General features: G+C 37.3%; 24 protein-coding genes. 4 read left to right on the top strand and 20 right to left on the bottom strand.

The features are described from left to right. Positions 1 to 174 precede the first annotated feature (174 nt). The 3 genes from FNW02_RS39690 (at position 175) to FNW02_RS30535 (ending at position 1,087) form a co-directional block, all read left to right on the top strand. Positions 175 to 303, top strand: coding sequence for a hypothetical protein (locus FNW02_RS39690; RefSeq protein WP_263627835.1), 129 nt, complete (start codon positions 175 to 177; stop codon positions 301 to 303). 113 nt (positions 304 to 416) lie between these two features. Continuing rightward, positions 417 to 776 (top strand): type II toxin-antitoxin system prevent-host-death family antitoxin, encoded by a 360-nt coding sequence (locus FNW02_RS30540; RefSeq protein ID WP_191761204.1) that lies wholly within the window; start codon positions 417 to 419, stop codon positions 774 to 776. Continuing rightward, the gene (locus tag FNW02_RS30535) at positions 773 to 1,087 is read left to right on the top strand and encodes a type II toxin-antitoxin system RelE/ParE family toxin (protein WP_191761203.1); all 315 of its coding nucleotides are present in this window, start codon (positions 773 to 775) and stop codon (positions 1,085 to 1,087) included. The genes FNW02_RS30540 and FNW02_RS30535 overlap by 4 nt, the downstream gene beginning before the upstream one ends. A gap of 164 nt (positions 1,088 to 1,251) precedes the next feature. Here FNW02_RS30535 and FNW02_RS30530 read toward each other — a convergent pair whose 3' ends face one another. From FNW02_RS30530 to FNW02_RS30520, 3 genes are all read right to left on the bottom strand, one after another. Then, on the bottom strand, positions 1,252 to 1,941 hold the full coding sequence (locus FNW02_RS30530) for a YdcF family protein (RefSeq protein WP_191761202.1): 690 nt from the start codon (positions 1,939 to 1,941) through the stop codon (positions 1,252 to 1,254). After that, on the bottom strand, positions 1,941 to 2,597 hold the full coding sequence (locus FNW02_RS30525) for a DUF2301 domain-containing membrane protein (RefSeq protein ID WP_191761201.1): 657 nt from the start codon (positions 2,595 to 2,597) through the stop codon (positions 1,941 to 1,943). Before FNW02_RS30525 ends, FNW02_RS30530 begins: the two co-directional genes overlap by 1 nt. 186 nt (positions 2,598 to 2,783) lie before the next feature. Then, positions 2,784 to 3,584 carry an SAM hydrolase/SAM-dependent halogenase family protein gene (locus tag FNW02_RS30520; RefSeq protein WP_191761200.1) on the bottom strand — a complete coding sequence of 267 codons (801 nt, stop codon included), beginning with the start codon at positions 3,582 to 3,584 and terminating at the stop codon, positions 2,784 to 2,786. Between the two features lie 110 nt (positions 3,585 to 3,694). Between FNW02_RS30520 and pirA the strand changes: the two genes are divergently transcribed. Beyond that, complete coding sequence (gene pirA, locus FNW02_RS30515; RefSeq protein WP_191761199.1) at positions 3,695 to 3,850, top strand: arginine synthesis PII-interacting regulator PirA; 156 nt, start codon at positions 3,695 to 3,697, stop codon at positions 3,848 to 3,850. 218 nt (positions 3,851 to 4,068) lie between these two features. Here the strand turns inward: pirA and FNW02_RS30510 are convergent, their stop codons facing one another. The 17 genes from FNW02_RS30510 to FNW02_RS30430 form a co-directional block, all read right to left on the bottom strand. Continuing rightward, positions 4,069 to 5,136 carry an acyltransferase family protein gene (locus FNW02_RS30510; RefSeq protein ID WP_191761198.1) on the bottom strand — a complete coding sequence of 356 codons (1,068 nt, stop codon included), beginning with the start codon at positions 5,134 to 5,136 and terminating at the stop codon, positions 4,069 to 4,071. Between the two features lie 149 nt (positions 5,137 to 5,285). Then, on the bottom strand, positions 5,286 to 6,713 hold the full coding sequence (locus FNW02_RS30505) for a sugar transferase (protein WP_191761197.1): 1,428 nt from the start codon (positions 6,711 to 6,713) through the stop codon (positions 5,286 to 5,288). 303 nt (positions 6,714 to 7,016) lie between these two features. Then, positions 7,017 to 7,769 (bottom strand): WecB/TagA/CpsF family glycosyltransferase, encoded by a 753-nt coding sequence (locus FNW02_RS30500; RefSeq protein ID WP_191761196.1) that lies wholly within the window; start codon positions 7,767 to 7,769, stop codon positions 7,017 to 7,019. Positions 7,770 to 7,903: 134 nt separating this feature from the next. Continuing rightward, entirely contained in the window at positions 7,904 to 9,052 is a 1,149-nt protein-coding gene (locus FNW02_RS30495; protein ID WP_191761195.1) for a glycosyltransferase family 4 protein, read from the bottom strand. 70 nt (positions 9,053 to 9,122) lie between these two features. After that, complete coding sequence (locus tag FNW02_RS30490) at positions 9,123 to 10,292, bottom strand: hypothetical protein (RefSeq protein WP_191761194.1); 1,170 nt, start codon at positions 10,290 to 10,292, stop codon at positions 9,123 to 9,125. Positions 10,293 to 10,412: 120 nt separating this feature from the next. Next, the gene (locus FNW02_RS30485; protein WP_191761193.1) at positions 10,413 to 11,300 is read right to left on the bottom strand and encodes a glycosyltransferase family 2 protein; all 888 of its coding nucleotides are present in this window, start codon (positions 11,298 to 11,300) and stop codon (positions 10,413 to 10,415) included. Between the two features lie 79 nt (positions 11,301 to 11,379). Beyond that, complete coding sequence (locus FNW02_RS30480) at positions 11,380 to 12,396, bottom strand: hypothetical protein (protein WP_191761192.1); 1,017 nt, start codon at positions 12,394 to 12,396, stop codon at positions 11,380 to 11,382. Between the two features lie 51 nt (positions 12,397 to 12,447). Beyond that, a complete protein-coding gene (locus FNW02_RS30475) occupies positions 12,448 to 13,671 on the bottom strand; it encodes an O-antigen ligase family protein (RefSeq protein WP_191761191.1) in 1,224 nt (407 codons plus the stop codon). Positions 13,672 to 13,770: 99 nt separating this feature from the next. Continuing rightward, on the bottom strand, positions 13,771 to 15,027 hold the full coding sequence (locus tag FNW02_RS30470; RefSeq protein ID WP_191761190.1) for a glycosyltransferase family 4 protein: 1,257 nt from the start codon (positions 15,025 to 15,027) through the stop codon (positions 13,771 to 13,773). Positions 15,028 to 15,087: 60 nt separating this feature from the next. Then, positions 15,088 to 15,696 carry an acyltransferase gene (locus FNW02_RS39075; protein ID WP_263627834.1) on the bottom strand — a complete coding sequence of 203 codons (609 nt, stop codon included), beginning with the start codon at positions 15,694 to 15,696 and terminating at the stop codon, positions 15,088 to 15,090. Between the two features lie 30 nt (positions 15,697 to 15,726). Further along, positions 15,727 to 16,566, bottom strand: coding sequence for a class I SAM-dependent methyltransferase (locus FNW02_RS30460; RefSeq protein WP_191761189.1), 840 nt, complete (start codon positions 16,564 to 16,566; stop codon positions 15,727 to 15,729). A 58-nt stretch (positions 16,567 to 16,624) separates the two neighbouring features. Continuing rightward, complete coding sequence (locus tag FNW02_RS30455; RefSeq protein WP_191761188.1) at positions 16,625 to 17,542, bottom strand: glycosyltransferase family 2 protein; 918 nt, start codon at positions 17,540 to 17,542, stop codon at positions 16,625 to 16,627. A gap of 17 nt (positions 17,543 to 17,559) precedes the next feature. After that, the gene (locus tag FNW02_RS30450) at positions 17,560 to 18,657 is read right to left on the bottom strand and encodes a glycosyltransferase family 4 protein (protein ID WP_191761187.1); all 1,098 of its coding nucleotides are present in this window, start codon (positions 18,655 to 18,657) and stop codon (positions 17,560 to 17,562) included. A gap of 74 nt (positions 18,658 to 18,731) precedes the next feature. Next, the gene (locus tag FNW02_RS30445) at positions 18,732 to 19,940 is read right to left on the bottom strand and encodes a polysaccharide pyruvyl transferase family protein (protein ID WP_191761186.1); all 1,209 of its coding nucleotides are present in this window, start codon (positions 19,938 to 19,940) and stop codon (positions 18,732 to 18,734) included. Positions 19,941 to 19,994: 54 nt separating this feature from the next. After that, complete coding sequence (locus tag FNW02_RS30440) at positions 19,995 to 21,458, bottom strand: Coenzyme F420 hydrogenase/dehydrogenase, beta subunit C-terminal domain (RefSeq protein ID WP_191761185.1); 1,464 nt, start codon at positions 21,456 to 21,458, stop codon at positions 19,995 to 19,997. 52 nt (positions 21,459 to 21,510) lie between these two features. After that, complete coding sequence (locus FNW02_RS30435) at positions 21,511 to 22,998, bottom strand: lipopolysaccharide biosynthesis protein (protein WP_191761184.1); 1,488 nt, start codon at positions 22,996 to 22,998, stop codon at positions 21,511 to 21,513. A 31-nt stretch (positions 22,999 to 23,029) separates the two neighbouring features. Beyond that, a complete protein-coding gene (locus FNW02_RS30430) occupies positions 23,030 to 25,225 on the bottom strand; it encodes a GumC family protein (RefSeq protein ID WP_191761183.1) in 2,196 nt (731 codons plus the stop codon). Positions 25,226 to 25,270: the final 45 nt, after the last annotated feature.

Here is a 25,270-nt window from a genome sequence, read left to right as displayed (position 1 = left end):
AGAACTTGAAAAAGGTAGTCTTTGCCCTTAATGTTTTGCTGGCAAAGTTTGTTTAGTTTGGATGCGATCGCCTATCTGTCACCTACCCACAGGTATACCAAATCACAATACAACTAACTACTTATTGATAAATCTTACTATTATATCCTATAAATTATTAACCAAGTATTGACCATGACTCTGACCGTAAAACTGCAAGAATGGGACGAAACAGCCCAAAGTATTACATCTAGTCAAGGGTTGGAGCCATTTGAGTATGTATCCCAATTACCCCAACAATTCGGTCGAATGTTTGTTGGGTAAAAAATCAATTTCCGCTTCCTAAGTAGCCATTTTGGCATAGATGCTGATTGACAAAAACAGATACGAGCCATAGCATCTAATAAGATGTTTTATAAAATATATTATTCAATGCTATGGAAGTTAGAATTAATCTTGAAAATATTCAAACTCTCACCGACTTTAAACGAAACGCCAAGGACTATGTAGAACGGATAAAGCTTACAAAATCTCCTTTGGTGCTGACGGTGAACGGGAAAGCAGAGGTTGTAGTTCAGGAAGCGCAAGCGTTTCAAGACATGATGGATAGCCTTGAACGTCTGGAGGAAGAATTGAAAACGCTCAAACTTGAGATGTTACGACGAGAAATAGCCATTGGAATTGAGCAGCTTGATAGTGGTCAGTATACCGAATACGATGAAGAATCGCTCCCAGCTTTTTTTGAGGAAATCAAAACAAGAGGACGCAAGAGATTGGCGGAAAACGACGCTCCATGAAGCGATTTAAAATTTCTAATCAAGCAGCACTTGACCTTGAGAATATCTGGAGCTACGTTGCCAAAAATAACCCACGGGCTGCTGACAACCTTTTTGATAAGCTGCGAGAAAAGTTTGCCAAACTTGCCAAATTTCCGCAAATGGGAGAAGGACGCGAAAACTTAGCTTTTTCCCTCCGCAGTTTTCCTGTTGGAAGTTACCTTATTTTTTACCGCACTCTAGATGGAGGAATTGAAATCGTGCGTATTATTCATGGTTCACAAGACATAGAACAAATCTTTAAAGAAGTTGAGGATATAGAGGATATTTAAAGCTTTTAGCACGCTAAATGTCAATTTTTGTTAGTCTACTTCGATCAAGGATGTGCGATCGCCTAGCTTTGATATAGAAAGTGCTGCAAATTGTTGACTTCCCCTATCACGGAACAGCCAAGCGGATGATTATATCGCTGTCTAGTTCGTGCTCTGCTGTTTTCTTATGCTTTCCAATTTAAAAACCGTGCATAAATATAAGCGATGGTTTCAGACATGATTGTTCGCACACCTTCGCTAGAAACCCACCACTTACTTGGATCGTAATTATTATTTTTGGCTGCAATTACACCTACTTGAATTTTGGGAGCAAGTATTTGTTTAAATAATAGCCAACTTCTGCGGGAATGAACGTCCCAGGAGAGAAGATTAATTGATTCTATTTTGACATCTGAATTAGATAGCCAGCGGCGAAATTCGGCAGCAGATGCATAACTGCGATCCTTGATAACAGAAGGTGTAGGAACGGCTATGACTTTCTCTGATGCTAAACCGAGCTTTTTGAAGGTAGCGGCTGAAACTTCTGCAAAGTTTTTGTATCCAATCAAATAACTTCCTCTCTCTATGCTGCTTCCTGTAGTAATAATTAGGTGATAAGAACCATTATTAAATTCAGTCAAAGCTTGTTGTATTCCATAGTCTGGTACCCATCCTTCAACAACTAATGCATCCGCTGTTTTGATGGGAGAATTTACGGCTAGAAATGGGTGGATATGAGTAATTGTCAAGAATGTTAAATAAGCAGTAATAACCAGAAATATCAACCATCCCTGAGCCGTAAGTGTCCAGATTTGTTGGCGTTTTAGCAGATGGAATTTAGGAAGTTTTAAAGACTGGCGATATCTTTTCTGCATTAAACCTTTTCTAAGCTTTGTTTTTTCAAATAAGCAAATACAGATTTATCACCAATATCAGGAGGAATTTCTTGCAGTGCTTTACGCAAAGCGAATACTATAAACAAAATTGCCCAAACTCCTAATAAAATCTGTTCGGCTTGAGTTGGTAAAATACCCACTAAATGTCCTAACAATAGTAGCGGTACAGTAATAGTTAATACCTTGGTTTCTAGACGATTAAAGCAAAAAGCTTCTTTGAAATAAATGCCTGTCAAAGCAACGAAAGTAAAACCAACTCCGAATAAGGTAAGGGGGTGATTATAAACAGTAATAGCCAATGGTTCACTACTCGATAGTGCGAAGGCTATAGCTGCAATGCTACCGATCGCCCAAAAAAGCTGCAACAATCGGTGTAGTGATGCCATATAAATATGAATGGTCAATAAACTGACGCCGAGAGCGAGACTAAAGCAGGCATATAAAAGCGTCAGTGTCGTAAAAATATTCGGATTATTGTTGAGCAAAACCAAAACGCTGCCGATGGCAAAGCTAAGTGCAGCTACCATTAAACCAGCACGGTAGATAATTACGCCAGTGCGATCGCTCTGAGTAATTGTAAATTCTCCGAACTGACCTTGATAGACTTCTGGTGTGGATAGTGTTTGCGTAGTCATATAAAAGCAATGAGTAAGGATAGCCAGTAGTTTGCGCCGCTGGTACGCAGACAGTGGTAATGATTCCCTTGTTAAGTGCGAAGGGAATTTTCTGACTGGTTACTTTTATTATGATGGGCAATAAGACTAACGTAGCATCACAATATTTCTTCGCCTGCAACAGGCACTTTCGATCTGAGTGATTTCTCACAAAAACAAGACTTGTAATGCATCTTGCCAGTTTATCTGTAACTGTAAATGAGCATTACCACTATTAATGGAAATTTCTACCCAGCCATGACTGCCAACTAAAGCGATCGCTTCTCCAACATTGACATCAGTGTAAGTTTCACACCCAGGTATAGTCAATCCAGCAGCTTGCACACACCAGATTTTGCTTTGTACGTAACTCCCTGGAATGTTGCTTACTAAGTTACCAAAGTGGTCAATGTATTGGATGCAACCCGCCACACCTGTTGTTGTTTCGTTACAATAGTTTATATCTAGTTGTACTAAATCTGTGGGATTGATTTCTCGTCCAAGCTGTTTGAGAGGAACACCACTAGCAAGATTGGCTCCTACTGGTGCAAAGATATCTCTAGCGTGAAAAGTCTTGCTTGGTTGACGCGTTCTCCAATAATTAGGGTTTGTAAGTTCAACGGCGGCGAGCGCGGGGCTTTGACTTAGTACCCCACTGAAGATACCATTATCTGGGCCTACTAAAAAACCTTGAGCAAATTCTACTGCGATCGCCCGTCGTCTGCCTCCCACACCTGGATCTACCACAGCCACATGTACTGTTCCAACTGGGAAATATGCATAAGCATTCATTAAGCAAAACCTTGCTGCGGCGATGTTTTGCGGTGAAATCTGGTGCGTCAAGTCCACCACAGTTAAATTGGGGTTGATTTGAGCTATGACTCCTTTGATCACGCCTACATACACATCGCGATCGCCAAAATCGCTTAGCAGGGTGAGGAGTGGTTGATTTATCTGCTTTTCAGACATAGCTGGCTCAGCAAATTACAATAAATAATATTTTTCTGTAACAACAGCTACTAAATTTATGTTATGTTAGGATTACGAGACATAAAGATAAAATTAAAGAGGTAATCATTATGGCTAACAGCAGACTGCAAGCTACAAGAAAAGCAAAAGAAGTTCACAGAGTGAATATTCAAAGAAGCCTAGAGCACCGCTTACAAGTTGCTAGAGCACAGGGTGACGAAAGCCTGATTCGTCAGCTAGAAGCTGAAATGAAGTATTTCAGCTAACCCAAGTTTTTATTGTTCATAGTTTTGTTGTGTTTGACCCGCTAAAGCGGGTTTTTTTGTTTTTAGGGTGGGAAACTAGTGGTCTGTTGCAAAAGTTTTGAGAGGTTCGTAGTAAGCTAGTGCTTAAAAAATCAAGGACTAAAGTCCTTACTACAAACACGTATGACCATGAAAATTAATGAGACAAACCACTAGTTCCATGCCCTTTTTGTCTAATACTATTTAGTCTCACCGATGGAATATCGGAAAAGTTTACTTCTTTTGTGTAAGAACCTGTAAATCAATATAGGCCCTAATGTGGAAGCAATATATCCAAGAGTAAATTGTATTAATGGGTAAGTTATGCCAATTTTGACCAAAATGATTCTAGTAGTCGAGCCAACAAGGATATGAAGTAAATAGATACTCATACTAAGCAGGCCGAAGTAAACAAAAATGTCTGCAATCGATTGTGAAAATCGAGTCAACCACTTAAACATAGGAAATGGTTGATTCCAAGTGGAAAGTATATACATCAAGGTAAAACCTATGATGCCATTCATAAACTTTGTAACTAAGCCATATTCTCTACCTAATAAATAATTAATGCTAAGCATCAAAAAAGTACAAGTTAATAAGAGTAAGAAAGTTAAAATAGACGGTGTTTTCTCTAATCTGAAACGAATGTTTTTGATATATGGTGCAATAGCAATTCCAAAAGCATAGAAGATATTAAAATAGCAAATTTCTCCCAGCGGTTCTTTCAGGTTAAATGAAAGTGCAAACAGGGCAATTGAAATTGCGTAATAAACTAATTGGGAACCAAGTTTTTTGATTGTAATAAAAGATAAAAGTGTGGATAATAATAATGCATGAAAAAACCAGAAAATAAAGTTAGGATAAATTACTGATTGAATCAAGCCAATGAAAGAGAATTTAATACTACCAGATAAAGAGCGAAAAATATAATAAATGGGGGCCCAACAAACTAAAGGAATAAGTATCCTAGTAAATTTAGAATTTATAAATTTGGCATAACTATTGTTGCTGCTACTAAAAATACTAAAGGAAATGCCAGAAATAATAAAAAATATTGGCATGTGAAAAGTGTAAATAAAATTATATATCCACCCCATGTATGGTATATCTTGCTCATACAATTGACGAATACCGGAATCTCGATTTCCAATTACATGGCCTAGAGCTACAAGAGCGATCGCAATCCCTCGGATAAAATATAAATCTTTTGACAGTGTTGCTTTGATATTAGAATTAGCTTCTTGTTTAACAACTAAAGATTTTTCCATTTTTTTATCTATCAGTGAAAAATACCGATTTTAAAGTTTAATATTTCAACACTAGAAATCTGATGATGATAATTTACTTATTTAGAAGAATATGCGATCGCTTCTTTATAAATAGTTAGCGATCGCATCTTATAGTTCTACTTGGTTAATTAGTAAGCGCCAGTCTTTTGCAGTACAACACTTACAGTTTTCAGCAAAATTTTCAGGTCTAGCCAAAGCGACCAGTTTTCAATGTAGGTGATATCTAATTTCACCCCATCTTCAAAGTTTTCAATGTCAGAGCGACCAGAAACCTGCCACAATCCGGTGATCCCAGGCAGAACTTCTTGTCTAATAAAGTGAGTTGTTTGGAACCTTTCTACATCTCTAACAGGAAGAGGACGGGGCCCAACTAGGCTCATTTCCCCAATTAAAACATTAAACAGTTGTGGTAATTCGTCTAGACTGTAACGACGCAGGAATTTGCCAACTCGTGTCACACGAGGGTCATCTTTGAGTTTAAACAAAACGCCATCTTTAATTTCATTCTTTGCTTCTAGAGAAGCTTGTAACTTTTCTGCATTTGCAACCATTGTGCGGAATTTCCAGATTTTGAATTCCTTACAATGCAGACCAATTCGCTTCTGCTTGAACAAGATTGGCCCAGGAGAATCTAACTTAATCAGTAAGGAAATCAACAAATAGATAGGTGCTAGCAGCAATAATAAAATAGTTGCACAACAAAGGTCAAAGCCACGCTTAACCCAAAAATCACTACCTGCAATAATTGGTGCAGGAATTGTCAGACATGGTACTTCACCAATCATCCACAATACAGTTTTAGGCGGTAAAACTTCCCTTTCTGTTGGCAAAATGCGGAGGGTAATACCAGCACTCATGAAATGCCAGGAAATGTACAGGCGGTTTTTAATCGCATTCCAAGAAACGAAAGCCTCAACAATACCTTGATTGCGAAGGAACTCTAAAGTTGACTCTCGCTTATATCTATCTAAAGAGCTAGCCTCAGCCACTCCCATCAAGTTGTAGCAATTCTCTTTTTCAATTAATCTGATGCTACTTTGTTGATCTTCTGCATCTGTGATCAGAAAAACGGGATAACGAATTGCTCCTTTTGTTCGCACCAAGTTGGTAGCAACATCAAAGCTCAAACGAGCCACACAGATGAAGGCTACAGAAAACAACCAAAATAGGATAAAACTTGAGCGTGAGACATAACGACTTGGTTCGTAGAGAAACGCAATCAGCAAGAGGAAAAATTCTGACAGAGAAACTGCTTTGATCAGGCGAGCATAATTACGGCGGTGAATGCCTGCCTCATATAGGCCTTGAGCTGCCATCATTCCTATTGCTACTGCGAGAGTTAGCAATTGAAAAGATGATCTTTCAGTCCAAGGAGAATCTAATGGGGTTCCATAAAATATTGCTAACTTCCATGCCAAGGTTAGAGACATAGCATCAAGTAGGATAAGTGTGATTATCCGAAGTACTCTCAGAGCTAATCCTCTCTGTATCCTTGTGCCTTTAGCTGATCTTAAGTCTGGCTTGAAATCTATTAATGGGAGGTATCTGGATGTCATTATTCCTATACTCTCTGCGTTTCAGATGGAACTGCACTCTGGATTTGATAGATGATTCAGTCATGATTGACTGGCAAAGTCTATTGAAGTAGACTGCAATGCTTTACAAAGCTAGTTTCAACGTTTTAGAGCATGATCAAACGCTTTCGTTATAGCATTCCATACCAACTAGAGTTTGAGCTTTGAATCTAGTAGTAAGGGATGCACTGGCAGAGAAATATATGTGGAATAGACATAGCGCTATCGCTACCCCCAGTTAATACTGCAATCATGAGAATTTGCCGCCTAGTCACTAATAGGTTATTAAGCACTGAGAATTTCCTGTAATAAGAGTCTGACTACAAACCAAGGCTCTAGTAAGTAACGCCTCCAGAGTCTTCGTGGCTCACTAAACAGGCGATACAACCACTCCAAGCCCAACTTACCCATCCAGCGAGGTGGAGTGGGAACGGCTCCAGCTACATAGTCAATACAGGCTCCACTAGTAAGAATGGCATTGGTTTGGATATGCTCTAGGTTGTCTAGAATCCAGTGTTCTTGGCGTGGCATACCCATACCTACCATTAATATGTGGGGTTGATAATCGTTAATTGCTGCTAGGGTGGCAAGGTTTTCTTGATTAACTCCTGTATTGATGTAGCCGTGAGCTGTAGCAATCTGTAAACCAGCAAACTTCTCCCGCAAAATCCTAGCTCCTTTTTCTGCTACTCCTGGCTTGGAGCCAAGATAGAATACACGCCAGCCTTGCTGAGCTGCTTCAGACATTAAAGGCCATACCCAGTCAGCATAAGTAACTCTTTGCTCTCGCTTTAGTGGGAAACCAAGCAATTTTCCTAAAAACACCAAAGGCATACCATCGATATGAACATAGTCTGCTTTGGCATAAAAAGCTCGCATTTTATGGCTGTGATGATAAAGATAAAGACTATGGAGGTTGTGATTGGCAATGATCCATTTTTTATCTTGATCGATAGATTCTGTAATCAATAAATTTAGTTCAGGTATGGCAAGTGCGTCTACTTGAACACCAAGAAATTTGTATGGCGATCGCTTCATGGTAATTTGTTCTAAATTAGCAAAGGCAAAAAAAATGCCCTTAGAAAAGTTTTGGATAAACTTTGTTCTAAGGACTACTTAAATAAATTTTTTCTACTTGATAACTTTTAATAAACAACAGCTTTTCTCAATTATTACTTAACTGCCTGTAAAAGCACCTCAGCAACCATTTGTGCTTTTGCACTCCAAGAATATTTATCTTGAATTAGGCTGTGTGCAGTTTCTACAAGTGGCTCATATTTATTTAGATTCAAAGTTGCCTCCAAAACTGTGTTAGCTACCTCTTGGGCAGAGTCTCCTGAAATTAACAGATGTTTTTGATGATGAAATTCCTCTAAACCTCTCAAGCCTTCGGGTGTAGATATAACTAACTTTTTACTAGCAAAATAATCTAGTGCTTTATTACGTGCTCCGCCAGCAACCGCATGCTTGGGGAATGGCAGAAGACCTATATCTGCATATTTGAGATGTGTAATAAAATCATTTCGGTTTGGCAAAAAGCCTACAAATGTTATGTTTGATGGTAGTATTTCTTCTATTTCCTTAGCATCACGCCCAATCACAACAAAATGTACTTTTTCTTGATGATTTTCTAGATATTTAGCTGCCTCAATAGTCATAGATACAGACATATCGTTGCTTGGAAACTGAAATGTTTTAGGAGCCACAACAACAACTATTTTTGCTGGTCGCAGCGCATGATATGGATCTATTTCAGGAGTATTTTTAATATTTATTATGTCTTCAGTAACACCATTTCCTATGCAATAAATTTTATGAGACTTTTTACCGTACCACTGCTTAATTAGTTGTGGAGTTGACTCACCAGCGGCAATAATTGGATTACCAGAAAATATAAGTACACCCTGAGCAATATATGTTTTAATAAGTTGTAAAAATTCCTTGAATGGATTAGCAACAGAAAATAAGCGGCTCCAGTACTCAAAAGCAGAAAAAGTGTGGAAATCTAATACAAGAGAGCAGTTTTTCTGTTTCTTAAAGGTGAGTGAAATTAGAGCAGCTAATCCTGGCAGTGTTTCTTGAGCATATATTATATCTGGACAAAAATCTTCTATACAATTTTGTACTGCTCTAATATATGAACTCAAACTTCTTGAACCAACAGATACAGAGGGTGCATAATCAACTGCGGAACAATTTAAGCCCAGGTGATATACCTCAAAATATTTGAGGAGATATTGTCCAAGGTAAAAAGGTCTAGTAAACGCACCAAATGGTTGAGTTGAATCAAGAGTAGAGACTATCAATAAACGTTTACCCATATTAAGTAGATATCCTCATTTATTAAAAAAATGTGTTCCTAAACTATGGGTTTTACCACAGCAAAATAAACTAATTTAAGATTTTAGGCTTATTCAATACTTCATCGAAAAATTGAGCAACATTCCTACTTTGAGATTCAAAACAATAAGATGTATGAACTTTCTCCATATTCAAGCGAAGTGAAGTCAGCATTTGTTTATTGCGAAGAGATTGTACTAAGTCCTCAACATCAGAAAAAGTAAATCCGAAAGGCATATCCTTCCAATACTCTTTAACAAACTTACTGGTTTGAGTCACAGCTAATGGGGTAGTAGAGGTTAGAGAAGAAGCAAAGCGAGTAGATAAACCTGAAGTAACCCAATTACGCATTGTACTGTTGTACTCGTTGTACATAACTAGATGAGCGTCAAATTGCGAAATATATTCAGCAAATTGGCCTTCAAATATCTCATCATTAGAAAAATCGGGGTATAGGTGAAGATTAGGAATATTTTTTGTATCTGCTTGCGATGGCAGAAAAATATGAATATTTTGCTCTGCTAATTGCTGAAAAAACGAACCCAGAGCATCCCGACAACTATGAGCTTTAAAACCGAAATAAGAGTTTTTATGCCATAGTTCACTAGCTCGTCCAGTAAAGATAACATGAGGGTTATCATTAAATCGATAGAGTGGTGGTGTATTATTAGATTTAATCTTGGTGTTTGAGAAATAGGCTTTTTTAAAAAATGGCTCAACCATTACTAAATAAGGTTTATTCTCTGTATTAGGAATAGCTTTTATAAACATATTTCTTTGTGTATGTGAATAAAATATATAACTTTCAATCAGCGAACTAACATTACGATAACGCCAATTCATGCGAATTTCAGTTAATTTATTAACGGCATTGGGATAAGTATTAACGCAATGAACAATTTTAGCTCTAGAGTATATTTTTTTCACCATTTGCAGGGGTTTTAAAATCAATGCCCCCTCCCAAGAAAATAAGATATCTGGTTTCCCTCCAAGGAAATTCTCTACCTTTTGTTGCTTCTCTGTGGAGAAATCATCCCAGATATGAAATATAGGAATTTCATTTTCCTTAAATCCCCAATTCTTAACTTCACTCTGGGTTGCCGCAGACTTTTTCCAGTCTAAAACTGCAACGTTTAAGCCTAAACTTTTAAGCCCTTGTATCCAATTTGTACAAGTTGGATTTGCTAGAAAAGCTATAACAAGAATTTTGATTTCAGACATTTTTTTATCTATTTAATCAGAATTTATGCAAAATTAGGTTATTTAGTAAAAGATTGGAAAAAATCCTAAGTTAAGGATATTATCTTTGAATCAACAACGAATCAAGTATTTTTTGTTTATTCAATTAATTTCCTCCCTGAAAGTAGAAGATACATTTAAATTTTTATAACCCATTACCGCACGTAAATAAGGCAAGAACCAATAAAGAAACCAAAACGAGCCAGAATGCCGCATGGTAAAAACAGTCCATGCCTTTATCGGAAAACTTTTGATGTCAAACGCTCTTTTTAAGCGTTCATTAATCGGGAGATTAGCATCCACCCAACTCCCTCTAACAGAGTTTTTCGAGCAAGTACCTACATATCCTGGTGCTATCCATATTGAACACCCTAGCTTACGTGCTCTAAGTCCATAATCCAGATCCCCTAGATTATGAATAAAAGCTGGATCTAAATTACCTACTCTTTCTGCAACAGAACGGGGAATAAGGATGCAGTTTCCATACATAGTGTCGCATTCTTGAAGTTCCTGACTAGGCTGCACAAATTCGTACTTATTCGAGTACCAATGCTTGGAACGGACAGCGCCACCGTAAGTCGGTTTCCCTGTAACTGCGTCTTGGGTTGAACCAACAATTATAGAATTTGGATTATTATGTTCTGTGAGGTAATGGTGGGTAGCAAGCAGTTTACTCAAAGCATTTGATTCAATTATAGTGTCATCATTAAGCCAAAGATAATAGTCATAATTTTTTTTCAAAGCCTCAGCAAAAGCTAATCTCATACCTCCAACCCAAAATAAATTTCCATCACCTTTAAGAACTTGAACTTGTGGATAAGAAGATTTGATTGCATCTGAAGTACCGTCAGAACTACCATCATCGGTTAAATAAATATCAAAAGGTTTCGTTTGCTGATATAACGCACACAGACAAGCGAGAGTTGTATCACGCCTGTTATAACAAGTCATGATGACTGCCAATTTATGCTTTATAAGTTCATTAGTCATAGGTTAAATCTGGCCTAAATAGACTTGGAATGCAAAACAAACCAAATGTTGAAAACAGAAATTTTATTACTTAGATACTTTAAAGGTTGGTAATGCGTTTTATCAAACCACTTAAATTCACATCAATATTAAAGCTACGTAATTTCTTCTCGATTCTTATAAGTTCCAACACATGTCGATGCAATACTGATTTATATGGCATGTTATGTTTAACTATTCTTTCTATTAACCATTGATATTTCTCTGAGGAACTATCAAAATTACTTAAGTTTGTTAGTTGTTTATGCCAATCTTTATAAGCAAACATATTGAAATAATGAATTGATACAGTTTCGTCAAAACTATTTAGTTTATATTCTTTAGCTAAACGATTGTGCAAAGGCAAAGGATAGCTGTAGGATGGAGAAAATGTATATAAACTTTCTGCCATTGAGCAGGCAGTAGCAGATAGTACAGCCATCTCTGTAAAATAATTTCCTTGAGGTGGCTCAAGCTTTTGTTGCATAACTTTCTCAAAATTATTTTTCCAAGCTGTAAAAAATCCCGCTTCTTTTCTTGCAGCTACTATCCCACTATTCCAATAGCCTCTAATTTTCTTGTTAGCAATTGGGGTTTGAACAAATATTTCTTGCTTGATATCAAGTAATTTATAAAGTTTTTGCCAGTAATCGTCTTGAATATCATTTTTACCTTCAGAGCCAATACCTTTTCCATATTCAGGACGTAGCCCTATATTGTAATCTAGTGGTAATAAAAACTCTTTTGGCTCAGCAAAAAAGCATTTGTCGCTATCTAAAAAAACTAAAAACTTTGCATCTATATTCTCTTCCGCGTAAGCAGAAGTTACAATTTTATTTGCTAAGTAATAGTCATGATACTCTATGTTCAGTATGATTTGTTGATGACAAACTTCTAAGGAATCAAATAGCTTTGTAGTTTGGCTAGAAATAGGCTCGCCTTTCCGAGGATGGAAACTAGATATAGGAGTATCTTTCAACTTACCACCGAATTTGCGGATACTTTCTACCAATAGTAAAGATTGCTGCTCTAGACGACCAGGTTCAGTACAAATTAAAAAAACTATATGATTTGACATATTTATTATATGAAATCTCAAATAACTAATTTAATTAAAAAAATTATATGTTTAATTATTCACATGAGTTAGAGTTTTATTTTTTATCTGTTCAAGCTCTAAAATAAGGGATAGCGATATTGATATATAATAAACCCATAAAAAATTAGGAGTTAACAGTGTATTAAGTTCAAAAATATTGAAACATAGCATCAAAAATATCATATTAAACATCCAAAAACATTCTATTTTCTTACTTATGAACAATAAATATATAGCCTTGAAAATAACTTTTAAAAAATTCAATAATAACAATATTAATCCCACTATACCCAATTGAAGAAACATATCAATAAAACCATTATGAGAATGATTTGCATTCACTTCTTGACGTATCCATAAACCTTTGGCAACTTCTAAAGATATAGGCGAACTCCAAAAACCAGCGTATCCATATCCAAACCAAGGTTGACCACAGCCAACTTCAATTGCTCTTTGCCATAGAGGTAAGCGTCCGTTGAACTCTAGGTCTTTACCCATTATGTCAACCACTATGGTTTCTAGATTACCTAGAATTAACATAGCTACAGTACTGTTAAGCATAAAAGCAATAGCCAAAATTGTTTCCCGAATTCTGAATTTTTGCTTGGCTATTTTATAAAGAGGCATAATATATATGCACAGTAAAAGGAATCCTATACCTGTTCTACTAGTACTCATCCATAGCAGTAATAACATAATGAATAGTATTACTAGCTTGAGCCACCAATACTTTCTACTAACTAATAAATCTATGAGAAAAACCATAGAGCCTACAGTCATAGCTCTAGCTAAATATTGCTTGTGTGCATATATACCTTGCCACACAAAAACATTATTTGAGATAGCAGTTCCATAGGATGGCATTGCTACAGCAAACACTAGACTTAGAATTGCTGCTATACCTATTACCCAACTTAGCAAGCGCATTTGTTCTCTAGGAGAGTAACGTACAGCTAAATACGTACCGAGCAAAGTTGTACGAAATAAAGCTTTAAGTTGAGTTGCGGTTTCTTGTGTATTCTCAGTCCACAAGATTGAAGAACAGGCAAAGAAGCATAATATTATTAAAGACCAATCTCTTGTAGCGACATATGCTACTCTTCCCAGTGGTTGTCTAATAATTAATAATGCTACCGTTGGATAACTGGCAATTTTAACAAGTTGATCTAATAGTGGATGCAGTCTACAATCGCTAGTTAAAATTAATAAAATCACACTAAATGTTTCTAGCCATTTTATTATGGAGTTTTTCAAACTTTATTCTCCAATTAATTTCTTTTTAAGAAAAATACATATAAGAAAAAATCATTTTATTATTTTTTATAAGTTTCAATTATTTGAATTTATTCCAAATTAATTTGAGACTATAAGTTCATTAAAGATAGATAAGTAGCGATTTGCTTGAATCTCCGATGTGAATTCTTGTTCTGCTTTTTGGCGGGCCCAGTAAGATAGTTTTTGATACCTATCATGATTTTCTAGTATCCAAACAATACCTTGAGCTAAATCCTCAACTTTATAAGCTTGAGCTAAATAACCATTTTTTTGATGCTCAATCATATCTGGCATACCGCCAATATTGAAGGCGACACAGGGGATACCACAAGCAGTTGCCTCCATCACAGTATTCGCCAAGTTTTCCTGAGTAGAAGGTAGAACAAATATATCTGCTGCTGAATACAATAAAGCTAAAGATAAATCATCATTCAACGTACCTAGATAATGAGACTTAAAACCAAATTCAGGAGGATTATTAGGCTGAGATGAGCCGAAAATAACTATCTCTAACCTATCTAACCAGCCAGCTTTGCTAAGATGTTGCAGAGATGCTTGCAGCAAATGAAATCCCTTACGTTTATCACTGGTTGACTGTAGCGAACCGAATAAAATTAGTTGTTTATCTTGAGGTAAATTTAGTAGTTCTCGTGCTATCTCTTTATTAATAGGTTTATACGTTTGAGTATTAATCCCATTTGGAATTACTTCAATTCGTAGATCCTTAAAAAGTGAGCTGGCACTAGCACACTTAGCTAACCAGAAGCTAGGCGTAACTATAGTCAAGTTAAGATTTTTCCAAGCTTTAGCTTTGCGTTGCCACACCCAACGAGATAAATCCCAATCTTGAGAACTATGAAGTTGCGGACATTTACCACAAGCATCAGTGTAGCGAGTACAGTCTTGACTGTAGTGGCATCCCCCTGTAAAAGCCCACATATCATGGAGAGTCCAAACGATTGGTTTAGCTAATTTAGCTACTGATTCAATCAGTAAGTATCCATTATTGACCCAATGTATATTGATGATATTTGGATTCAATTGGCTAATTCTAGAAACGAGGGTATCTGGAAGCCATTGAGGTGAATGAGTAGCCTGATCCCGATTAATGTAAAACTTTAACGGTAGCTGGTCTAAAGTTAATCTCAAACCAGTAACAGCTTGTGCAATTCCAGAAGAAGCTTGTGAGCCAATGACATCTCTATCATCACTTTTCTTAAGTTGCACAAGCATCTGTGTAGGTATATCAAGATTCTGAAGACCTTGATGTAATCGATAGGCAGCACGAGCTGCTCCACCTTCAATATCAGAACTATTAAGCAATAAAACTTTCATTATTAATTTAATTATCTATAAAAAGTCGTATTTTGTAATTCCAAATTATCCGTTAGTTTCCTATAGTTTATAACTAAGACTTTCAGACTTATAACAATTGATATCCTTAATTTTTTTAGCTGGTACACCAGCCCACACCTCATTAGCTGGAATAGATTTAGTAACGACACTTCCAGCCCCAATTACTGAATTTTTTCCAATACGACAACCAGGAAGAATAGTTACACCGCAACCAATCCAAACATTTTCATCTACAAATATACCCGTTTTATTTTCATCCCAAGGTAAGTCTCTATATGGCTTTTCAGACGATATTGTATGATTACAAGCAATTAGAGATACATGCTGTGCAATAATGCAATTTTGCCCTATGTATATTTCTCCCCCAGCAGCACGAATATTAGCATGTGAACCAATAACAGCACGTTTTTCGATAATTAATCGTCCTGAAGTATTGCTAAATGGAGATTTAGCTACAACAACAACTTCTACAAATTCTCCTATATTAACTTCCGGGCTAATCTTGATAGCATTGATATCGTCATATTGCAAAACTACAGATAAAGGTATATCTATACCTTGATTTTGCTGTAGGATATGCAGGTAGTTCAGCCAATTTCTCACTAATTTTTGAAATATTTTAATGAATATTTTTACAAATTGCAACATAAACATAAGTTTTCATAGTACCTAAAATATCTAGTTTTTATTTTGTAAAAACAGCTTTTTCAAACCTTGATAACTCGATTGAGATCTACTCAAAAAAGGGAATAAAGCTTTTGATATTTTTTCTTGAGTGCGGATTTTTTTCCAATTGACTGGTTCTTGCCTTATCTTCTTATATATAGTGGCGTGACTACCATTGCAGGAACCAATAGTATCAAGTCCCATAAGATTAGTAAATTGATTAAAGCTATAGCGAAGATGAAAAGTTTCAGGTAGATGGCACTTAATTACGGGATAAAAACAATTGGCAATTACTAAATAACCATCAATTTTAACGCTCTCGATCATTTCAGCCAATAAGCTTAAAGGGTCAGGAACGTGTTCTAGAACATCTGTGCAGACTAGACAGTCATATTGTTTTTTTAGAGAACTAATGAAATTAACGCTAGAGTAGGCTTTTATCTTCTCAAGAGCAAGCTGACTAGGGTGCGGTTCGTAAATATCAACTACTACCTCTTGATTTTTATCTGCAATTAAACGAGCCAGTGTACCAAAACCGCCGCCATAATCTAGAACCGATATAATGTCGTTACTATTTACATTAATCCAATTAGCGATCGCGTGGCGGTGGAGAATGGAAACATCATGCTGCTCAATAAATAAACCATTCAGTAGCCAAACTGGATGACTGTAAAATAAACTAACTTTTTCTGGCTCATTTATGTTATTACATCCTAAACTATCCCAAACGTCATCCATTAGCTGCCAAATTTCTTCAACTTCCATTGGTTGACGTTCAACATCTAAAAGTATGTTTTCAATTTCTTTCTGGATATCATCTGACAGATTGGGTGAGTCTATGTTCTTTTTCATGGTATTTTTTAACCGTTTAAATTCCAATAAATGATTTAATACTTATTAAACTATGTGATTAATTAGATAACTTATTAGCAAAATGTTTAATTTTTTGTTGAAGAACTACAGATATTCTAGAATCATAAAAATTGTTTCTTTGAGTAAAGAGATCTGCTTGAGAATTGCGAATCATAAATAGTGGATGCCGAAGCGGAAAATCTATAGATCCTACTGGCATATTGGCAAAATCATTATAATTTTTAACTGTGTGAGTTGCCTCTAAAGAATATCCAATATTAGAGACTAAATTGACGTTAGGAAGAATACTTAAGCCGTTTTGAATCCAGCAGCTAAATGTCCATGCATAAGCCCAACTATTGATCTTCTCTTCATAGGTATATTGAAAAATATTCTGCCAAAATTTGACCGCAGAAAGGTCTAATAGAATGTCTTTTAGCCAGTCTTCATCGCGAATTTTAGGCCACAGCTTCATTTGATGATCATAGTGTTGCCATGCTCGTCGCCAAGTAGCCCATCCCCAACAGTGATTGTAGCGTGAAAAATAGTAACTATCTTGATTCCGAACTCGACCATATTGAAAATTATTACCCGCTACAACCATGATTCTATTGTCATCTCGGTATTTATCGAGCAATTCATCACAAAATTGGAAGAAAGTAGAATGCGGTAAACAATCATCCTCAAGAATTATGGCTTCTTCAACCTGACTAAAGACCCAATCTAAGCCACTAGAAACACGCAATCTACACCCTAAATTAATGTCAGAGTAGTTAGTTATAACTTCGCAATTCCAATCAACTTGCTCAATAATTGCACGCGTAGCTTCGCAATTTTCTGTCTCCCCAGGACGGTCGGCACGTGGCCCATCTGCAATTACAAAAAGTTTTGGTGGTTTTGCCTGACGAATTGCTTCAAATACTTTTTCAGTAGTATTTGGTCGTTTAAAAATTATTAAAACTACTGGAGTTCTCATAATTAATACTTTAATGGCTAATCTTTAATACCTAAACATTGTTGATAAACATTTAAAGTTTGCTCAGAGACATAATTCCAATTCCATTTCTCGGCAATTTTGAGATTATATTTTCCCATCTCTGCTAACCTAAATTTATTGTCTACAGTGCATTTCATTGCCTGTAATAACCCATTATCATGATTTGAATTATAGAGAAAAGAACCAGATTCATCCAATACATCATTAAAGAATCCCATGTTTGGAGCAATGCAAGCTCGACCGTATGACATTCCTAATATAGCGACACCGGAAGTGGTAAATACTTTATAAGGAACTACAAAACAATCACATGCATTTATATAAACTTGAATTTCATCATTTGGAACTACTTGATGAAAAAATAAAATGTTATCATGACCCTGAATTTTTTCCAGTATTATTTCTTCTAATTCAGTCTCGTAACACTTCCCTGCAACTAACAGATATGTTTCAGGCTGTTGTAGCTTTTTAAAAGCTTCAATTGCTTCTAAAACTCCTTTATAACGATAAATACTACCAAAAATCAGAAAGGTTAGACCTTCTAAGGATATACCTAAAATTTTTCGAGCTTCTATCTGACTAATTGTATTTTCGTAAGTGCCTATATAATTACCATGTGGGATTACAAAAACTTTATTTTTATTTTTTAGCTTAAATGCTTTAGTAATTTCATTTTTAGTTGTTTCACAATGAGTAATAATAGCATCAATAAATTTACCAATAACTGCTGATTGGGTTGAAGAAATATTTTTCTGACCATCATCCATCTTGTCATGCCATTCGTGTACAGTCCAAACCACTTTTACATGTAGCAGGTTGAGGATAAATATCTGACTAATAAATATTAAAAGTTTTATTAATTGGGAAAAGGAATTTTTACCAAGAATGAAAGGATGCAAGGTATGAAAGTGTAAAATATCAAACTTACCTTGTCTCAAAACTAATGGTAGAAAAAAGATTCGTCCAAAAACGTTTTCTACTTTGGGTAAACATTCTTTCACCTCAACTCCTTGAGAGTTTAAGTTATTAATTAATAGAGTTTTATAGGGATTACCAAACCAATCAGATACAAAAATTATCTTCAACTGCTTCATGTGAATTATTTATTATTAAATCACTGCGTTTGTTGTAACGAGTAATCAATTGAGCTAATTGAAAAAAATCATTTTTACTTCAAGATTTCCATAATCATATCGAAGTTATTCACAGCATCTTGTGTCACTCTGGGTAACGCCTCTTTAAGTTGTTCAGTGACCTCTTGACGACGATGCCAAGCGGTACGGATCGTCGCACAGGCTGAGTCAGAATCGATAAACTGTTCAATTGAGATTAGTAAGCCATTGTTGACTGACTCATTTCCTAGTAGATCAGTCATAATCCCTTCAGCTTTAACGGAATAACCGACGACAACAGTGCAGATATTGCTGGAAAGTCCAGCGATCGCAGCATGCATACGTTCAGCAATCAATAGATCACAGTTACTAATTAACCCCTTAAACTCTGAGGCAGAGTGATCTGCACCCGCAAGATGAATCCTAGGGTGAAAATCAAGGCTTTTATGTAGATTGGTAGCAATGAAGCGATCGTCATTACCCAAGCTGGTACTTTGTGCATGAGGGATGAGCAGCACTTGGGCATCGAATTCATTAAGGATCATATTGATCACCTGAAGCCAACTCTTTAAGTGCTGCTCGTCATCACAGTTTGAGAATCTAGTTATACCTTGACTAGGAGCAATTGCAACAACTGGGCGGTCTTGCGTAACCCCGTAAGATTTTAGTAAGTTATTGACCTTATCTGGTGGTGGTGGTTGAAGCAGAAATGCTACATCAGCGGTATGTTTTACTAGATTTGGCGAAAGACCCAGGTCTTTCGTCAAATACTTGTAGGAAAATTCTTCTCTAACAGTAATCAACTTGGAACGACGAGCAACACCTAACCATTTCTGTGCATCATCATTAGTCTTAAATGCGATTGATTGGCCTAGAAAGACTACAGGGACTTCAGCGTGTAATGCTAATTCCAAAGGGCGGAGGTGAAAGCCAAGCGCTCCAGGATAATCAGAAGTAAATAGATCTCCACCAGAAGCAATAACAATTGATGCTTCCTTAAATAGACAGTATTCAGGGGCTAGGGACTTGTTAAATTTGGAACCCTTAACACGCAGCTTTTGCATCAAATCTTTGTGTTTGGTTGCCATATTGAGCAAGTTGATATTATCTTGCTGTAATCGCTTTTGGTCATAATCTGGTGTTTCAGTAAAAATGTCTATGGTTAGGTTGGGGTGTCTTTTGAATAATTGATCAACAGTAGTTGTTAGTAGTGCTTCGACACCTCGATTGCGTAGTCCTGTAACTCCTGTAATTAATGCTTTCATGCGAAATTAACTTTCCTGACTGGCTAAAAAGAATAAAAAGGTGGTGCTTAATACTTATTTATGTGATGTTTTCTTACCTGTTAGTAGATTTTTCACAAACCCCTTGATCTGCCAAACCATTCTCTTCAAGAGAGGATCATCGTACAAGGCGCGATATTGACGAAGTAATGGCTCAATCTTCTGGACAAAGACGGAAAAATCCCGATCTCTAACTGCATCTTTAAAGGCGATGTGGCTCTCTGCTGCCATTAATATCCGTAATGACTGTCGCTTTTGAAAATTTTTACTTAAACCCTTCAGGCTTGCCTTGACTCGTTTTGGGGGATGCCACTCACCCTTACTTTCAGCTAAGTGTAGGCGGTATGCTAGACCCTCACGTCGATGGCGGAATCCTGAATTTTGTGAACTAGCAACTTCTTGAGCATCGATGCGCTCAAGATGTAACTGACCTTTAACTACAGCTTCCTCAAGCATGTTGCGAATTATCGGGTGACGCACAACAACCACATTTGTACCCTGACTATCCTGAACGTATTGAGGTAGCCAAGCGTCACCAACAACAACATCAGCTGTCTCGGCAACCACATCATCGCAGTAGTCACATGCTTTGTACTTGAAAAAGCCAAGTCCCCAATCGTAACCGTACATAACATTAACCGGGCTGGTTTTTGTGACTACTTGATCATCTATGATGCCAGTAACCTCAACACCATACTTACTAGCATCTCTACCAGGTAGTTTTTTGCGAAAGTCGATCGCTAGAAGTTTGCTAGGCTCTATGCCACACTGCCAGGCAAACATCTCTGCAAAGTGTATACTTTTGAGATGTCCACAAACTAAACCTATACAGAATTGGATACGTTCTGCTAGTACAGAATCAGCTCGCATTAACAAGCGGACTGCCTTAATAAAACAAGGAATACCAACGATCGCATAGCGTCCAGGTTGAGTGCGCACCAACTGCATTACTTCGGACATCTCAATGGGGTAATATCGAGACTTAGCACCATCCCGCACCTGTTCTGGAGTTGTAGACAAATGGTATTGAAACAGCCTGGGATCACTTTCCGAAGGACGGCGTTGATGGATGTGAATTACACCATCGACTAAACCTTGACTAAGAAGATTGCTGACAATCCAGGTTCCCATACCACCAGAACTGCCGCGATCGCGGAAATCATCCTCAGATACGTAGCCTGCATAGGTTGCCAGATGATAACCAATTTTGTCGTTGTATTCGCATTTGTTACCAAATAATTCCTGCCCAATTTGAGTTTCGTTGAGACTACTACTTGAGAATGGACACACACTTTGTACTGAGGTGCTTAGAGAAGACTGAACGGCAGATTGATCAACGGTAGCTTTGAATCGACCATAATCGTCTAACTTCATCTGAATAGGTGAGCCACTTACTGAAGCACAAGCACCACAGCCGATGCAGTAGCCGCCATCAACTACGGTATTAAATAATGTGGCGATCTCTCCAATGTGGTCTTGAGTTATTTCTTTAGTCACCATAAAGTTAAGTACACACAAGTAATTGTACGTAAAAATAATTTATAATTATCGTTCAATTTTTTATTTTCAAGACAGACTGTGGTAAAAACGAACGAAAAACATCTATAAATTGCCGAAATTCTTTGGGGGCAATTAAGATAATTGTGACTGGATATACTATGGCCCCAACTAATATAGAAATTAGCAGTAAAATAGGCAAATTTATGAAATTGCTGAGGAAATATTTAGTCCCTAAAATAGCAGCGACCATTGCTACTGAGCCGACCATCGGAGCAATATATTGTTGTAGATAAGTAATCAAATTAATCCGAATTGTCTTTTTTAAAAACCACAAAGTCATACCTGACATCAGATAACCAGTTATTACATATCCTGCTGCAACAGCTACTATTCCCCAACGAACCGCTATGGCAAAAGCAAGAAAGTATCCGATAGTTTTAATAAAATCTAGCCGCAATTTCCAGGCAGATTTTCCAACAGCCATCATCACCGGGCCGTTAAAGTAAAAGCCAGTATACAAGATACCAATAAGGTTTAAAATTTGCATTACAGGTATGCTTGATATCCATTTTTCCCCAAAAACAACAATTACTAGCTCAGAAGATAAAGCAGATAAACCCAAAAATATAGGAATCCCAATAAAATTGCTTAACTGAACTGCTCTATAAAACGCTAAGCGAGTTTTTTCTATATCCTGTTGCAAGCGAGAAAATAGAGGCAATGCAATTGGAGTAATAACCCCAATAAATAGTTGTGTTACTATCTCCAGAAGTCGGTAAGCAATGGTGTAATAACCTAATGCTACAGGGCTAAGGAAGTAAGCAATTAAAAGGTTATCACTTCGAGTGCTGATAAAAGAAAGTAGATTAATACCAACTACATTGATTCCAAAGGAGAACAGTTCTCGAAAGTGCTTATATGAAAAACTAAGTCTTGGTCGCCAATCGCTAGCCCACCAGATAAGCAAAACCCGAACCAAACCATTCACTAACTGCTGACTAACAAGGCTCCAAATTCCAAACCCCATATAAGCCATAGTCACGCCAACCAAGCCACTAGTAGATACCCCTACAAGTTCTCGTACCGCTAAAGGTTTGAAATCAAGCTTACGTTGGAAAATTGCCTCCTGTGTACTGCTCAAGGAAGTAATTATAAAGCTGAGGGATAACCAGCGAATGACTGGTGTTAACTCTGGTAGTTTAAAAAAGTTGGCAACTCCTCCAGCCATAGCCATGCTCAAGACTGTCATCATTAAGCCGATGCTAATGTTAGTCCAGAAGGCAGTATCTAAGTGTTCTGGTTCCAGTTCCTTACGTTGTATGAGAGCTGCTGAAAATCCCTGGTCAAGGAAAATTCCAATCAAACCCAGGAAGATACTGGCCGCAGCGACTAGACCGAAAGCCTCTGGCCCAAGCAGACGAGCAAGTAGGAAGAAAACAATAAAAGCGATCGCTTGGCGACCCCAATTCTGAATTGCAGACCAAACTACACCTTTAATCGCCTTTTGTCGAAAACTTAATGACTCTTTAGGTGATTCCATTTAGAGGAAGTCTCTATTAAATGAGATTAATTTATTTTTGTCTGCTGATAGCTGGAGATTTCGCTGACACAGAACCAGGCTCAACCGATTCTCTAGAATAGTAAAAGTAGCTGTCAGGCTCTAACTTGATATTCACACCGTTAATCACCATACCCAACACTTGTTGGCCTGACTGTTTGAGAAACTCTTGAGCAGCATTGGCACTGGCATAGTTAATTACCCCAGGGCGAACTACCAATAAGATGCCATCAGCCAACTTGCTTAACACAGCTGCATCTGCCGTCCCTGCTAATGTCGGCGTATCAAAAATTACGAAATCATAATCCTTTGTAAAAGAGGCAACTAATGCAGCCATCCGCTTGGAATCTAATAGCGCTACTGGGTTAGGAGGTACAACCCCAGACGGTAGAACGTAAAGGTTGAACATTACTTCTTGTACGGCAGCATCAAGAGTCACTCGGTCAACGATGACATTTGATAACCCTACGGCATTTGTAATTTCCCAGATATGATGCTGGACTGGATGGCGCATATCGGCATCTACCAACAGCACCCGCCGCCCTAACTGAGCCATTGTCACAGCTAAATTTGCAGCTACCTCTGACTTGCCCTCTTTGGCCACAGAACTGGTAACTACGATCGCTTTAAGCTTTTTATCTGAACTCAAGAAATTCAAGTTGGCTTGCAGCATTTGGTATGCGTCACCAACAGGGAAGTGCGGAATGTCTCTGCCAATTACTCTCGGAATCTGTTTATCTATTGGCGGATAAGAACTCTTTCTGCCATTCTTATTTACTGAAGGAATCACCCCCAGCAAGGTATATTGGAACAATTCTCTAGCTTCTTTGACTGTCTTTATCGAGCGGTCAATCAGATCCAAAGTGAAAGCAGCAATTATACCCAGCATCACACCGAAAACTCCTCCACCCACGATAATTAGGAGCTTGCCAGAACCAATTGATTGATCTGGAACTAAGGCAGGAGAGATGACGCGAGCATTCCCAATATTTTGATTTTCAGCTACTTGGACTTCTTGCAGTTTTGTTAAAAGTGCTTCATACGTTGTCTGAGCCGCTTTTCGCTTCCGCTCAAGCTGTCTTTGTACCTGTTCTAGCCTAGGCAAAACATTTGCTCTTTGTTTGTAGGCAGACCACTCATTCGATAATGTAGTGATTTGTTCAACTAAACCAACTCGTTGTGCCTCAGTACGAGCAAAATCTTCAATAAGGTTTTGTCGCAATTCCCCAATCTGGACATTTCCCATTGAGACTTGTTCATTACTGACAACTGCTTGCTCTATTCGCCCTTCTAGCAAGCTTTTGAGAGCGACGATTTTTTCTTGCAAATTGATAATAGTAGGGTGCTCTGCCTGCAAACGGGTTTGCTCAACTGTCAGCTGGTTTTGCGCTTCTTGAAGTTGAGCAAGCACTTGTTGAATTCCGGGTATTTGACTTAACGAGGCAAAATTTACAGATTGCTGCGAATCAATGTTGGCTTGGTTTTGTAACTTTTGTGATTGAGCAGTGACATAAACTAATTGAGCTTGAGCTTGATAAATTTGTTGTTCTAAATTAGAAATTGTCTGGACTGCTACCTCTGATTCTGCTTCTAATGTGATTATTTTGTGTTCTTCTTTGAATTGACGCAGAGTTGATTCAGCGTCTCTTACTGCTGTTTCAGTGCCAGGTATTTCTTCTAAAATAAACTTGCGGGCTGAGACTGCCTCAGCTCGATTTGCTTCTATATTATTCTTGGTATAAACTTTCATCAGTTGGTTGACAACTGTTGCAGCCAAAACTGGATCTTTATCTGTATAGGAGATTTGCAAAATCTCAGTTCCTTTGGCATTTTCTATCTTCAGTTTTTTGGTCAAATCCTGTATTGTAAAGGGTTCGCCTTTACTATCTTTTAAGTTAAGCGTTCTAATGGTTTCCTGGATAACTGGAACAGATGTAACTATCTTTGCCTGAGTTTCTAAAGGATTGTTTGTAGTAGTTAAAGAATCTAGTCGCCCTATAGCTTCCCCCAAACCTGTTAGTGAAGAAGTACGATTTGTCTTGATTAACAAACTTCCTTCTGCTTTATATGAGGGTTTTAATGAGAACGCATACAAGAATGCAAGAGTAACAACTACTCCAAAAAATCCTACTGCTGGCATCCAGCGTCGTTGCACAATAAGTAGGTATTTTTGAAAATCTACCTCTTCCAAGTTTGATTTAGATTCCATAATGGCAGATATTGATTGATCGTACTAATACATTCAATTTCGACT

This window comes from Komarekiella delphini-convector SJRDD-AB1 (genome assembly GCF_014831675.1).
In the GTDB taxonomy this organism is placed as follows: domain Bacteria; phylum Cyanobacteriota; class Cyanobacteriia; order Cyanobacteriales; family Nostocaceae; genus Komarekiella.
The sequence above is the reverse complement of the archived record's forward strand: the minus strand, read 5'-3'. Positions and strand labels throughout refer to the sequence as shown.